The following is a 12,377-nucleotide window of genomic DNA, read 5'->3' as shown; positions in this document are numbered from 1 at the left end:
CAATTAATTCATTGTTGGATTAATCACAGTTTTTTAATAGATATTATTTTCATTGCCAAAAGTTTATGCAACCTATCGATAAGTCTAATAAGTTACATGGCGTCTGCTACGACATACGAGGCCCAGTGCTCGAACATGCAAACCGCATGGAAGAAGAAGGCCATAAAATTCTTAAGCTGAACATCGGCAATCCCGCGCCGTTTGGCTTTGATGCGCCGGATGAAATCATCCACGACGTTATCACCAATTTGCGCGATGCTCAGGGTTACACCCATTCCAAAGGTTTGTTTTCTGCGCGTAAAGCAATTATGCACGAATGCCAAACACTGGGAATCAAAGGCATTGAAACCGGCGATATTATTTTAGGTAACGGTGTTAGCGAACTGATCATGATGTCTATGCAGGCATTGATTAATAACGGCGACGAAGTGTTAGTGCCAGCACCGGATTACCCCATTTGGACTGCTGCGGTGAACCTATCAGGCGGCACCGCTCGCCATTACATTTGCGACGAGCAGGCGGATTGGTTCCCAGACTTAGACGATATCGAAAGCAAAATCACCGATAGAACTCGGGCATTGGTGGTGATTAACCCAAACAACCCAACCGGTGCGGTTTACAGTGAAGAGCTGCTCAAAGCCCTGGTTGAGATTGCGCGAAAACACAACCTCATTTTATTCGCCGACGAAATCTACAGCAAAATCCTCTACGATGACGCCACATTCACGCCGATGGCGCGTTTGGCCGAAGATATTTTGTGCATCAGTTTTAACGGTTTATCCAAGTCGTATCGCCTGGCCGGTTTTCGCTCTGGCTGGATGGTAATCAGTGGCGCAAAACGAAAAGCCGCCAGTTACATCGAAGGCTTAGAAATGCTGTCTTCCATGCGTTTGTGCGCCAATGTTCCGGCAATGCTCGCCGTACAAACCGCGTTGGGTGGCTATCAAAGCATTAACGAGCTTATTATCAACGGCGGGCGTTTGTGCGATCAAAGAAATCTAGCCTGGGAGAAAGTAAACGACATTCCCGGTGTGAGCTGCGTTAAGCCAAACGGGGCAATTTACTTATTCCCCAAACTCGACTTAGACATCCACAAAATTTCGGACGATCGCCAGCTCGTGCAAGATTTTCTGCTGGAAGAGAAAATTTTATTGGTCGAAGGTACGGCATTTAACTGGCCAACCCACGACCATTTCCGTATTGTTTTCTTACCGACCGTCGATGAATTGGGCCACGCGTTAGACCGCTTAGCTGAATTTTTGGACCGCTATCAGAAATAGCTTTTTGAATGCTGAAATTACGTTAAGTTGGGTTTCATGGCAGATATTCACATAGCAGATTTTCATCGCGATTGTGCGAACATATTAGTAACCCTGTACAGAAATTTTCCCCGGAAAATTCACTTGTACGTGGATGATATTGCAGGACCGGATGAACCCGACGAGTTCGGTTTGCCGAGCCCGCGTCATCAATCCTGCTTTGCCACCATGATTTGGCTGGCAGAAGCGGGTTACGTCCAATACGTTACCACTATCCGCCAAGAAGCCTTAGATCAAGCCTGTTTAACGCATCTCGGTTTTATCTTGCTGTCGTCGATTAAGCATCAACCCTCAAGAAGCGCAAGCGTTACCAAATCAGAAGAATACCCTGAAAACGTTCACAAGATGCCCTACTCCAAACAGGAGCCAGAGCCGCCGCCAAAACCCAGAACCTACGTGCAGCATCTGCGCAATGAAATCAAAGCAGGTTCATCGTTAACGTTAGAAGCCTCTATTTTGGAATTGTTTGAGAATTCCCATCAATATCGCTAACTCTCAGACTTACCGGTATTAGCGTATTGGTAATGGAATAACTTAAGCCCGTGATTGGGGCTTTGCTCCGGAAAATCCGGGTGAATTGCCAATCGCCCCTGAAGCTTAAGCTCTGGTAACGTCTCCGTAATCAGCCCTGGTAAATACGCTTCTGTCAGTTCAGGTGCATTTAAACACGCCAAAATTTCGCACGTTTCGCACGCCAATTCTGGGATGCGACGAATGACTTTTGCGTAATCGCGCTCAGCGACAAAACTGCCTTTTTGAAACGACGGCGGGTCAATAATAATCACGTCAAATGGCCCTTGTTTTCGAATTCGGCCCCAAGACTTAAGAATATTCTCGGCAAGAAAGACCACGTTAGCTGTATCCTGCCCATTCAAACGATGATTGTCTCGACCACGACTTAGCGCCCGGCTGCTCATATCAACGTTAACAACTTTTTCGGCACCGGCAGCTAACGCCACAACCGAAAACGCACAGGTATAAGAAAACAGGTTGAGAACACGTTTTCCGGCGCTAATCTGCTCTAACCACTGCCGCCCAGGTTCCATATCTAAAAAGAAACCGACATTTTGTTGCCTGCCAACTTCCAGACCAAAACGAAGGCCGTTCCTGTGGGCAAAAAAGCCTGCATGTTCACTGCCAAACAACCATTGCCAGGCGTCTTCTCGTCGATAGCGGTGATGAACCACCACCGATTGAACCAACGGATTGTTTTGCAATGTCGTCAAATAGACGCAAAGTTGCTCGATTTCAGGTTCTTCGATGGCTTCAAACAACGAAACAATCAACAGCGGCGCATGCCAATCGACGCAAATTTGCTCCAATCCGGACAGGGTTTTGCCGCGCCCGTGAATCAAACGACAGGAATTTTCACCGATGTTTGGCAACACCTGCGATAGACGATCAATTAAAGCCGAAATGCGCTCAGACATTGAGTTAACCCATTTTTACACAAAGCTCACCCTTCTCCTCGGAACAATCAGTAAGATACCAAGTACATTCTTCTGGAAAGAGTAAAGACCACAATTTGGCGCAGAGTGTATCGGGAATACGGCAAGCTGTCGTTAGTCATTGATCGCTAAGTATTTGAAATTCTAGAAAAATCGAACCGAACTGGCTGTTTAAGCCGCTTTTACGCCACTTGCCGCAGTGTGAAATAGCGTCCTAAAAAGGGGCAGTTATGAGATTATTCAAATATAAGCGACACTTAGAAAGAAATACCGACAACCAAAGAGTTGGTTAACTAACACACCGAAACCAGTGGGATTATTACTGATTCAATCGTCAAATATTAGACGTCGACATATTCCTGAAAAATTCTGCTGTAAGGATGACAGTTATAAAGCAATGGCAGCTGGAGCCTGACATGGTTATTGAGTTTTATCATCGTTGCTGTAACACCTTAGCTCGCGCAAGCGTGCACGCCCGATCTTTTTCAAATAAAAAGGCATGTGGCTATTGGTATGCCGAGGACGGCAAAGCAATCCCGATTACCCAACAAGCGGTAGATCAATGCATCGAAAATATGGAATTCGATAACCACTACCCCGACTTCAACGCACATCCATCCAACAAACCCAAAACCGAGCCGTTAAAAAACCGACTCAATCCTGTTCCGTATCTTCGTTTGTGTGCCTGGAAAGGTAAAAAGATTTGACCGCTACCGCTCAGTGTTTTGCTTGCTCCATCTGAAAAGAAAAAACGGAAGCAAACAAAACACTGGGTTATTCGCCAAATTTAGTGAAGCTCACGAAAACCAATGGCAATAAGTGAGTTTTTCAATCGGTCAGAGACCTGCGTTGGCAGGTAATAATTAGCAAACTCTCTTCGAATCGGATAATTTTTGCGAAGTTCATCAAATGCTTTGCCCGGCGAAATTGAATTCATCTGGCTAGCGCGAAATATCTTATCGTCATTAAGAATGTCGTAGCTTTGACGAACATAAGCGTAAATATCGCTAGGAAACCGATTACCGCTCCAATGCAGTGCTGGCGATTCTAATTCTCGCAACACATCGCCAACTTTAACCGTAGGCAATCTGCTTAAATGTTTGCACAACGCGCTATAAATCATTTCGGTGCCAGCCACTTTGCCGTCGTAACTGTAACCGGCAATGTGGGGCGTCGCTATAGAGACGTGGTCCAACAGTTTTAACATTATGTTGGGCTCACCTTCCCAAACATCCAAAACAACTTTCAAATTGCGCTGCGTAAGCTGTCTGTACAACGCTTGGTTATCGATAACTGCACCGCGACCGGCATTAATCAAAACCGCATCGTCAGCAATTAATTCAAGTTCGTTATCGCCCAGCAAATGAAACGTTGGATGAGGACCGGTTGTCGTCAAAGGCGTGTGTAAACAAATTACATTGGATTGCAAAACAATTTCAAGATCGGTTAAATCTGCGCACTGTCCATCACTCAAAAACGGATCATAGACACGACACTTAATCCCTAACTGCTTTAATTTGCGATAAAGCGCACCGCCGACATTGCCGCAGCCAATAATACCAACGGTCGAAGTAATCCAAGGAGCATTTAACGCCGACAACGCCGAAATTACATACTCCACCACAGAATTGGCGTTACAACCGGGAGCACTGGACCAATTAATATTGTGTTCTTGAAAATACGGTAAATCTAAATGATCAGTACCGATCGTACAGGTGCCCACAAAATTGACGGGCGTGTTAGCAAGTAAACGTTGATCAACTCGTGTTACCGAGCGCACAATCAAAGCCTGTGAATCTTGTAAATCCGCATTGGTAATTTCGCGACCGGGAAGCAATTGAATATCTGCTAACGATCCGAAGAACTCTTGCGCATAGGGAATATTTTCATCAATCGTAATTTTCACAACAGTACAGCGACCCTAAAGCATGAGAGCTCAAATAAAATAATAAAAACACTTTGAAGAAACGATTTAGCGTAAAGTCATCAAAGCACGTTCTGGTTTTTCAGCCTTTATTTTACCATTATTATCAACGAGTTAACCGCACTCGGATTATTTGTTTTTGGGTTTTAAAGGAAGTTTTACGTTCGCTAGAAAGCGGCCAACTATACCAGCCAAATCGAAGTAAATCTCAGAGTTCAATAACAAAAGCTTGAGAAATCTCTGAATAAAAAGACTTGCTGAATACCGGCGGAAAAGGTTAATTCAATTGAATTAACCTTTCAATACGATTTACTAAATTAGGAAATCCCATTTGGCAGCAAAATTTTGCAGCGCCATCGAAAGAAATAGGTTTGACGACGATATCGTCGCTCTTATCGATCAGAGTCAAATTTTTCTCAATAGTTACCAGTATTTTTGATACTGCAATTGAAGAAATATTATCTTGAATTTGCGATTGAATATTTTTGATATTTCTAATTTTTAACGTATTTAATTGCTCAATATTTTCTAAAATTCCGGTTAACGATCCGTACTGGTGCAATAACTGAGTTGCCGTTTTAACACCAATCCCCTTAACTCCGGGAACATTATCAACAGCATCGCCAACTAAAGTTTGAAAATCGATCCATTGCTCGGGCAGCAATTGCGTCAGCTCATTACAATCGCTCTGGGAAATTGGAGCTTTTTTCGTAATATCCCACAATACAACACGCGAATCGTCTAATAACTGATAAAAATCCTTATCACCACTAATAATAAATAGTGACTCACAAGAATTTTCCGAAGACAAATCTTCACACATTTGCCTTACAAGGCTGCCAATTAAATCATCGGCTTCGTAACGATTGTGCGCAAAAACGGAAAAACCTAACAGCTCGGCAATTTGCTTACAGGCACTCAACTGAAATTCAATATCTTCATCAGGTGCTGCTCGATTGGCTTTATACTGTGGATAAATATCGTTGCGGAAACACGTATCTAGCGCTTCGTCAAAACAACACGCGCCAAATCCAGGAGAGTATTTTTCTAAAATCGACAGCAAAAATGACGTAAATCCGTAAACACCGCCACTCGCATGACCTTCATCGGAAAAATACTGATAAACATCAGAAAAGTAATAGCGAAAAAAGTACGCACAAGAATCAATTAAAAAAGCTGACTGTTTATAATTCACGTTATTTTCAACTTACTTACAAACCAATAATAATGATAAAATTTTGAGAAAAGTATTTATAAATATATTAATAAATAGAAATCTTCAGCATTACAGGAATGACTCGGAATAAAATTTGGCTTGCAAACTATTCTCTGTTTGGTAAAAACCTTCCAAAGCCTGCATAAACGTTTTGGCATCGTCGGGCAATCCGTAAACACAGTAATCTCTGGCTTGAGCTGCAATATTGCGTTTAAACTCAAGGCTTGCACCTAAACCCATCGACAAATTATCGGCACTGACACGAAATGGGGCAGCGCAAGCTTGAGAGAATATCCATTCGATGGCTTGCGGTTTTATTTCGACCTTCTCGAACAAAGTTTGTTGTTCTTGAGTTCTTCCGTCAGGCGCATACCAATAACCAAAGTCAACTTTTTTGCGTCGCTCGTTTCCGGCAATACACCAATGAGAAATCTCGTGTAATGCACTGGCAAAATAGTCACGAGTAAAAATAATTCGGTTGTGTTTAGTAGTTTCATCGCAAGGCAAATAGATCGGTTCGTCACCATTGGCAACTAACACGGTGTTTTTAGTCACAGAAAAACACTGATTAAAAACGTGAACCAAATCCTTTGAATCGTGAGGCTGCGTATTGGATTGTTCAGATTGGAGTTCTGAATTTATTTGGGATACTTGGGTGTTCATACAACAGTAATTACAAGATTTAAATACATAAGGTTTAGACACATGAGCTTTTAAGACAATTAACTCTTAAGAAAATGAACTTTTATTAAACGATTAATGTCTTAGTAAAAATTTTTACTGAAAATAATCAAGCTTGTTTAAAGGTGCTCAGATACTGAAAATATTCATCACTTAACCAAGGCTTTCCAGCAAGTAAATGATTTAGATACCACGCCTCGGGTAATAAATTTTTACCGAGAGCTGCGTCGTTAGCAATGTACGTCCACGCATAAATAACACCTTGGCTTGTTTCTACGGGGAATAAATCTCGGCTATACAATATAGGCGTTGTTTCGTATACATCTAATTTCTTTATTTCTTCTTGCGATTTAAGCTTGTACAAAACGCCTTCGACGACCGATTGTCGGGAAAAATGCACGCTGGCATGCCCAAACGTTGGGCCATCTTTTTTATTAAATTTCAACGTTAAATCGCGAATTAAACCACTGCATTTATCGACAACCTGCAGCTCTCTGTCGCGCATACGATCTGGGTTCATATTAGAACCGTAGGCAAAATAATACTCGCTCAATGGAAATTATCCGTAATTAATAGGTGAACTGATTGTAAAGTAAATGGAATAAAGCAACTTTTTTTGTGTCAAAGTGTTGTGCTTTTCAAAAACACCATATACCTTATGTAGTGGTGGTGCCAATAATTCCATCCTAGTCCCGGAGTTAATAACGATTCTCGGGCAACTGCATGGAGGTGTATTATGAAGACCTCAAATAAAGGCCGCAACACGGATAATGTGGTCGATCTCTTCACCGGGAAGACGCTTTCGCAACTTCACGATGGCCGATTCATCAGGCTTGCACCTGAGCTCGACGGTCTAGAAATTCTTTACTCTAACGAAACCAGCGGCGATATGCTCTACAGCCTACAAATCCTTGCTTGGGGTTTGCGTGCTAATGGCGACGTTGTGGCCCTGGTACCCTGGCTAAACGACATTGTTCCTTGCACAGAGATCTGTGACCCGCTCAATGGCACATGGGAGGGTTATTTCGATCCTGGCATCGATGAAGTGTTCTACGAAGCCCCAATTCACAAAGTAGTTGAACTCGAAACCGCGGCCGAATACTACGAGCTGGAATGCGAAGAACCCGATACCATTGTTCAAGAAATTCCGGACACCATCGGTACTCACGCCGTGTTATCTGACAACGGCTTCCAAAGCTTAACGTTAACCCAAGTGATCAGTTGGCAGTTACTGCATGATGGCACAATGCTCGCCATGCTTGCCGATGAAGACAAGGTGGTTAACACCCCCGTTTTACCTGGGGATGACTGTTTGTATCCGGCTCAAGCCAGCGAAACGTTCAGGTACTTCTTCCAACACCAAATCGCCAATAAAATTAAGGCACAAGACCCAGAAGCAATGGCAGCAATCTCTTTGCTTGTTGACCAAAACTAACTAATTTCTTTATTAGTAACCCTGGACTTTTGTGTCCAGGGTTACTCCCACTGAATGGCTTATTCTGAACTAACTGTTCTGAATTAACTGTTCTAAACTAACTGTCCTGAACTAGTCATCGATGAATTAGCCATCGGTAAATTAATTGCTAAGCAAAAAGTATAAATTGAAGGCAATTAAAGTTTGTAATTCAAACGCAGCTTATTCTGACAAATAAAAACTATCAACAGCAAAGTTAAAACTTATATAAACCACTGTTTAAATTAAATAGCTAATTCTGTGTGATCGTCATCACTTATTTAAACAACGTCTGCCTATAAACAATACTTACCTTTACATGACACCCAATTTTTATTCTATTCGCTCTTTTTTATCCAATAAAAATACTTACCGTCACTTGTATCGAACCGTAACAGTTCGTGTCCTAAAAAGTGGCAAAAATTAGTAATATCTCGTTCGGTTGAAGGATCAGTCGCTATTACATACACAACCTCTCCTACTTTTGCATCGTTCATAGCTTGATGCAGCATCATTACAGGCTCAGGGCATAACAAGCCTTCAGCATCTAATTTGTGATCAAATTCCGCAGAATCGATTCCTTCATCACTCATAATTTATCCAAGATTAATAATAAATATTAAACACATCCTAATAATAAATTTAATCGGTAATTATTTACCTAATATTTTTGACAATTGCAATGTCGGAAACTTTTATGGTTAACTAAAGTGAAATTCAAATTTGCAATGCTAGACTTTCAGTAACATGCAATTAATTCATTTAAACAGCGCTAGGAATTGCTCAGGTTTAATGTAAAGTCGCCAAAAGCCAATAGAAGACATCTTTTAATTATAATTAATGAGATCACCGTCAATGTTAACTATTAAGCACCCGACAATTTACAACGGATTTAACACCAGCATTCACGCCGTTGATTTAAGAGAAACCTGCTTACTCTTAATGCAAACCTCTCCGGCACTCGCCGATCAACTCCAATACGAAATTCTACAAAACGATAAAAACGAGCTGTTAATAACCGAAGATAAACTGTCCATCACTCTTCACATAGAAACCATTGGCTCGGTTATTTCTGAACTCACTCGCCTGGGTGAACAAGCTTTACAAACGCCGTCGACTGCCGTTACCTCTAAAAAAATCATTAAGGAACTCATTGATTGCTGGAGTCAACTTGCAGAAGAACTTCTTCTAGGTGTCGAAATTGCAGACACTCAATTACACTAAAATTGATTCTTCTTGGTGTTGATTTCGCAGCAGTTGAAAAAATATTTACGGTTCGCTCCTGTTTAAAAATTCGTGCGCGCGGTTAACCATCTCAACTAAATGTTGTTCAAACGTATAACCCGATCGCTTTCGTGGCTGTAAATCGTGATCGCCATCTTCGAGCCAAATAATATTTACGTTAGCGTTCAAAGAATAGTTTTTTACTTCTTCACTTGTACCAAAAATATCTCGGGTTCCTTGTAAGATCAAAAGCTCATTATCAATGGCGTTTAGATTTTCAACTCTGAGTGTTTCTGGTTTTTGTGGCGGATGAAACGGATAGCCGAAACAGATCGCAGAACGTTTTTGCTTTGTAACGGGATTAATTGTCGCATCACTATCCGCCAATAAATGCGTGGCAACACGACCGCCCAAAGACTTTCCAGCCAAAGACCAAGCAATGCTTGGATAAACAGTTTCTGCCGCCGCCAAATTATCTTTAAAGCAATTAATCAGAACATCCATTTTATCCGGCGGCCGACGCTTACCGGTAATTTTAATGGTATCCATGTAAGGAAAATTAAAGCGAATCACGGCAATCCCGGCGTTGCACAGTGCTTGGGCCACGGTTTCCATAAAATCATGATCTTTTCCGGCGCCGGCTCCGTGCGCAAAAATTAATCCGAAACTACATTCAACACCACTGGGGATATTGACCAACCAATCGTTTTCACAACCCATACTGACTTACACCTTTTATGTTTTATGTTGTGATTGTTAACCCAATACCGTTACTGAACAATATCTTCTTTTCGCAGAATATTGACCGATTCTGTCGACTCATCGTACACAATAACAATATCGCCATTGCGCAACTGCCTGAGTATCTGTTCTCGCTTTTCTGCCAAGGTGAACTCAATCTCGCCGTAATCCGTTCCTTCACGGGTGATGAATTCTTCAACAACACCGTCCAAGACATCTTTAGGTAATTGATCGATGGGAATAATCATGCATTTTGCTCCAAATTATCTCTGTTCATCGAATTTAACCTGGCCATTATCGGAGTTCTCAATGTGTATAGGAACCTTTGAGTGATCTTGAGGTTAAGATGAGGCAATTATGACGGGCTGTCGACCAAGGTCGCTAGCTGTTACACTCGGGTAATATCGATAATAACGAGAGATTCACCATGCAGAGCCACGCAGTCTTAACCATATTAAGTGATGACAAACCTGGAGTTGTTGAATTAATAGCCAACGCGGTTGAACGCGTGGGCGGAAACTGGGTAGACAGCCACTTACAAAACGTCCACGGCAAATTTGCGGGTATCGTCGTTGTCTCTATTGGCACGAATATGGAAGATTCATTGGCTCAGAGCTTAGAAAAGCTCTCCCAAGAAGGCATCCACCTTCAATTCACCTGGACCAAACTTTCCGAGCAAGAAGCCAATCACACCGCTTACAAACGAATTCACGTTATAGGCCCAGACAGAACCGGTATCGTGAAAGAAATATCGGGTGCGTTGGCAGAGCGATCTATCAACCTAGTCGGTTTGGTCAGTGAGCGATCCAGCACTCCGTGGACAGGAGAACCGCTGTTTCAAGCAGAAGCAGAGATCGATGTTCCAACTACCATTGATTTCGACGAATTGATTGATCGCTTGCAATTAATCGCAGAAGAATTAGGTTTAGAAGTAACCATCAGCGATTGATCGCTTATCGATCAATCCACACCCCAGAATTGGCATAAACGCGTTATCATCAGAAAAAACGTGATCGCAAGAAAAAAGATATAAGAAAAAGAGATACAAGAAAATAAAGAACTGAGGGCGAATTTTAACAAAGAAGCCAGTTAAAATTTTGCAGATGTTTCTTTTTAAAAACATCGCATACAAAAATTAAAAAACGTTTTTGCAGTGGCCATAATTTTCAAGCAGCAATAAAAAAAGCCACAATAAAAAGTGATGATAAAAAGCAAAGACAAACACCTTTGCTTTTTATCGCTTTTTAATTTTTATTCACGGACAAGAACAAAAAACTTATAAAGCCGTATCAACCGCGGCTAAAACATCTTCCGCAGGTAATCGAATTTTAAAATTTGGATCAGTGAACGCGTAGGTGATCACGCCACGGGTATCAACCACAAATACTGAAGGTACTGGTAATGCATCGTGCTCTCTGAGCGATGAACCTTTCAGTGAAGAACGCGCTTTTAAAAACTGAATACCAAATCCAGACGGTGAAAAAGCAACGCCTAGCGCACTTGATGCTTGCATATCGGCATCAGAATAAATTTTGTAATTTAGGTCGTGAATTTCTTCTTTGGTTTTTTCTTTTAAGCTTGAATAGAGAACATCAGGGCGATCGCCACTGATAAACAAAACCTGAGCGCCTTTTGCACGAATTTGAGGCAAAACTTTACGCAAATCTTGTAACTGAACATTACAATAAGGACACCATCCACCACGGTAAAGAACCAATACGGTTGGTTTAGTGACTCTATCAGGACCAAAATAGAAATCTTTGCCGTCAGGATTTTTCACCATAAAAGCAGGAACACGTTCACCAGTTTTAACGGGGTGAATGTCATTTGCCGATTTAGCAATGTTTAATTTGCCTTCAGCCTGTGCAATTGCAGTAAAACCCACTAACAAACACAAGCCAACAGTCAACCTTAACTTCCTAAATAAATCTAATGTGAGAATCAGAGAACTCTGGTTACTCATAGATGAATTCCTTTTTTGAAGAGCTATTTTGTTCTTAACTGAATAATTTCATTCCTTATGAACGAACGATCTTACTACGGAGTCTTACTGAGATATAGGGGTAATTCTTATAACCAACAAATATATAGCTTCAAAAACTTATATGCAAAAACCAACTGTTCAAAGACTATACAAGAGTGGCGCTTAAATACAGTTTTATTTATCAAAAAAATATAAAATGTACCTATCTCAACCGACCATGCACCACTACCCCTGTTTACTGCAACACGGGCGAGCATCGGAAATGAGCGTTTTATGCTCGTTATCGTGGCTCTGCTTAAGTTAGGCACTCTTTCAGAGCAACCACTAAAACACTGTTTTTCGTATAAAAACCTTTTAGAAACCTCTAATTAAATATTATTGTGTTAG

At 41.5% G+C, this 12,377-nt stretch carries 15 protein-coding genes; 6 read left to right on the top strand and 9 right to left on the bottom strand.

Going from position 1 to position 12,377, the window contains the following annotated elements; translation table 11 throughout:
- The first annotated feature begins 65 nt into the window (after positions 1-65).
- Both LU361_RS09660 and LU361_RS09655 read left to right on the top strand, forming a co-directional pair.
- Complete coding sequence (locus LU361_RS09660) at positions 66-1,280, top strand: pyridoxal phosphate-dependent aminotransferase (protein WP_233088640.1); 1,215 nt, start codon at positions 66-68, stop codon at positions 1,278-1,280.
- 36 nt (positions 1,281-1,316) lie between these two features.
- Entirely contained in the window at positions 1,317-1,811 is a 495-nt protein-coding gene (locus tag LU361_RS09655) for a hypothetical protein (protein WP_233088639.1), read from the top strand.
- Here the strand turns inward: LU361_RS09655 and LU361_RS09650 are convergent.
- Complete coding sequence (locus LU361_RS09650) at positions 1,808-2,749, bottom strand: class I SAM-dependent methyltransferase (RefSeq protein ID WP_233088638.1); 942 nt, start codon at positions 2,747-2,749, stop codon at positions 1,808-1,810. The genes LU361_RS09655 and LU361_RS09650 overlap by 4 nt on opposite strands.
- A 398-nt stretch (positions 2,750-3,147) precedes the next feature.
- Here LU361_RS09650 and LU361_RS09645 point away from each other — a divergent pair, with 398 nt between their 5' ends.
- Positions 3,148-3,474 (top strand): hypothetical protein, encoded by a 327-nt coding sequence (locus tag LU361_RS09645; protein ID WP_233088637.1) that lies wholly within the window; start codon positions 3,148-3,150, stop codon positions 3,472-3,474.
- A gap of 80 nt (positions 3,475-3,554) precedes the next feature.
- Here the strand turns inward: LU361_RS09645 and LU361_RS20320 are convergent, their stop codons facing one another.
- From LU361_RS20320 to LU361_RS09625, 4 genes are all read right to left on the bottom strand, one after another.
- Positions 3,555-4,673, bottom strand: coding sequence for a 4-phosphoerythronate dehydrogenase (locus tag LU361_RS20320; RefSeq protein WP_233088636.1), 1,119 nt, complete (start codon positions 4,671-4,673; stop codon positions 3,555-3,557).
- 295 nt (positions 4,674-4,968) lie between these two features.
- The gene (locus LU361_RS20315; RefSeq protein ID WP_233088635.1) at positions 4,969-5,886 is read right to left on the bottom strand and encodes a 5'-3' exonuclease; all 918 of its coding nucleotides are present in this window, start codon (positions 5,884-5,886) and stop codon (positions 4,969-4,971) included.
- A gap of 90 nt (positions 5,887-5,976) precedes the next feature.
- Positions 5,977-6,570 carry an elongation factor P hydroxylase gene (locus LU361_RS09630; RefSeq protein WP_434064665.1) on the bottom strand — a complete coding sequence of 198 codons (594 nt, stop codon included), beginning with the start codon at positions 6,568-6,570 and terminating at the stop codon, positions 5,977-5,979.
- A gap of 127 nt (positions 6,571-6,697) precedes the next feature.
- Positions 6,698-7,141, bottom strand: a complete 444-nt coding sequence (locus LU361_RS09625) for a gamma-glutamylcyclotransferase family protein (RefSeq protein ID WP_233088633.1) — start codon at positions 7,139-7,141, stop codon at positions 6,698-6,700.
- 183 nt (positions 7,142-7,324) lie between these two features.
- Here LU361_RS09625 and LU361_RS09620 point away from each other — a divergent pair, with 183 nt between their 5' ends.
- Positions 7,325-8,023, top strand: a complete 699-nt coding sequence (locus LU361_RS09620) for a hypothetical protein (RefSeq protein WP_233088632.1) — start codon at positions 7,325-7,327, stop codon at positions 8,021-8,023.
- 356 nt (positions 8,024-8,379) lie between these two features.
- Here LU361_RS09620 and tusA read toward each other — a convergent pair whose 3' ends face one another.
- Positions 8,380-8,634 (bottom strand): sulfurtransferase TusA, encoded by a 255-nt coding sequence (gene tusA / locus LU361_RS09615; RefSeq protein WP_233088631.1) that lies wholly within the window; start codon positions 8,632-8,634, stop codon positions 8,380-8,382.
- A gap of 262 nt (positions 8,635-8,896) precedes the next feature.
- On the opposite strand from tusA, the gene LU361_RS09610 reads away from it, so the two are divergent.
- Positions 8,897-9,265: a hypothetical protein gene (locus LU361_RS09610; RefSeq protein ID WP_233088630.1), complete on the top strand. Its 369-nt coding sequence runs from the start codon at positions 8,897-8,899 to the stop codon at positions 9,263-9,265.
- A gap of 45 nt (positions 9,266-9,310) precedes the next feature.
- Here LU361_RS09610 and LU361_RS09605 read toward each other — a convergent pair whose 3' ends face one another.
- Together LU361_RS09605 and LU361_RS09600 are read right to left on the bottom strand one after the other, a co-directional pair.
- Entirely contained in the window at positions 9,311-9,985 is a 675-nt protein-coding gene (locus LU361_RS09605; protein ID WP_233088629.1) for an alpha/beta family hydrolase, read from the bottom strand.
- Between the two features lie 50 nt (positions 9,986-10,035).
- A complete protein-coding gene (locus LU361_RS09600) occupies positions 10,036-10,254 on the bottom strand; it encodes a YheU family protein (protein WP_233088628.1) in 219 nt (72 codons plus the stop codon).
- Between the two features lie 179 nt (positions 10,255-10,433).
- On the opposite strand from LU361_RS09600, the gene LU361_RS09595 reads away from it, so the two are divergent.
- Complete coding sequence (locus LU361_RS09595; RefSeq protein ID WP_233088627.1) at positions 10,434-10,955, top strand: glycine cleavage system transcriptional repressor; 522 nt, start codon at positions 10,434-10,436, stop codon at positions 10,953-10,955.
- Between the two features lie 327 nt (positions 10,956-11,282).
- Here the strand turns inward: LU361_RS09595 and LU361_RS09590 are convergent, their stop codons facing one another.
- On the bottom strand, positions 11,283-11,969 hold the full coding sequence (locus LU361_RS09590) for a peroxiredoxin-like family protein (RefSeq protein ID WP_233088626.1): 687 nt from the start codon (positions 11,967-11,969) through the stop codon (positions 11,283-11,285).
- Positions 11,970-12,377 lie beyond the last annotated feature (408 nt).

It is taken from the genome of Sessilibacter corallicola (assembly GCF_021290925.1).
GTDB classification, from domain to species: domain Bacteria; phylum Pseudomonadota; class Gammaproteobacteria; order Pseudomonadales; family Cellvibrionaceae; genus Sessilibacter; species Sessilibacter corallicola.
Note: the sequence above shows the minus strand (reverse complement) of the source record. Positions and strands in the feature narration are given on the sequence as shown.

Excerpts from the sequence above, each read along its gene's own strand:
- LU361_RS09660 (WP_233088640.1), top strand. The coding sequence starts at position 66 with ATGCAACCTATCGATAAGTCTAATAAGTTACATGGCGTCTGCTACGAC.
- LU361_RS09655 (WP_233088639.1), top strand. The coding sequence starts at position 1,317 with ATGGCAGATATTCACATAGCAGATTTTCATCGCGATTGTGCGAACATA.
- LU361_RS09650 (WP_233088638.1), bottom strand. The coding sequence starts at position 2,749 with ATGTCTGAGCGCATTTCGGCTTTAATTGATCGTCTATCGCAGGTGTTG.
- LU361_RS09645 (WP_233088637.1), top strand. The coding sequence starts at position 3,148 with ATGACAGTTATAAAGCAATGGCAGCTGGAGCCTGACATGGTTATTGAG.
- LU361_RS09630 (WP_434064665.1), bottom strand. The coding sequence starts at position 6,570 with ATGAACACCCAAGTATCCCAAATAAATTCAGAACTCCAATCTGAACAA.
- LU361_RS09620 (WP_233088632.1), top strand. The coding sequence starts at position 7,325 with ATGAAGACCTCAAATAAAGGCCGCAACACGGATAATGTGGTCGATCTC.
- tusA (WP_233088631.1), bottom strand. The coding sequence starts at position 8,634 with ATGAGTGATGAAGGAATCGATTCTGCGGAATTTGATCACAAATTAGAT.
- LU361_RS09610 (WP_233088630.1), top strand. The coding sequence starts at position 8,897 with ATGTTAACTATTAAGCACCCGACAATTTACAACGGATTTAACACCAGC.
- LU361_RS09605 (WP_233088629.1), bottom strand. The coding sequence starts at position 9,985 with ATGGGTTGTGAAAACGATTGGTTGGTCAATATCCCCAGTGGTGTTGAA.
- LU361_RS09600 (WP_233088628.1), bottom strand. The coding sequence starts at position 10,254 with ATGATTATTCCCATCGATCAATTACCTAAAGATGTCTTGGACGGTGTT.
- LU361_RS09595 (WP_233088627.1), top strand. The coding sequence starts at position 10,434 with ATGCAGAGCCACGCAGTCTTAACCATATTAAGTGATGACAAACCTGGA.
- LU361_RS09590 (WP_233088626.1), bottom strand. The coding sequence starts at position 11,969 with ATGAGTAACCAGAGTTCTCTGATTCTCACATTAGATTTATTTAGGAAG.